Below are 220 nucleotides of genomic sequence, written 5' to 3'. Positions count from 1 at the left end.
CCCATGTCCCATATCCGTTCACGCATGGCGTTCGACGCGTAGCCCTTGTCCGCTACTACCCACAGGGGAGTGGCGGGAAGGCTGTCGAGCATGGCTGGTGCCAGAGGCAGTGCCAGAGGCAGTTCATGAGCCTGTCCAGGGGCCAGCGCAAAACCGAAGGCTTTTCCATGTCCATCAGCGATCACGCAGACTTTTGTGCCATAGCCACCGCGAGAGCGGC

Annotated in this window: 1 protein-coding gene; it reads right to left on the bottom strand. The window is 61.4% G+C overall.

Going from position 1 to position 220, the window contains the following annotated elements; genetic code table 11:
- The coding region (locus ACP7IZ_RS13935) for a transposase (RefSeq protein ID WP_426849772.1) at positions 1 to 220 on the bottom strand (220 nt) is incomplete at both ends.

It is taken from the genome of Acetobacter sp. AAB5 (assembly GCF_050106715.1).
GTDB classification, from domain to species: domain Bacteria; phylum Pseudomonadota; class Alphaproteobacteria; order Acetobacterales; family Acetobacteraceae; genus Acetobacter; species Acetobacter oryzifermentans.
This window is presented reverse-complemented; position numbering and strand designations above follow the sequence as displayed.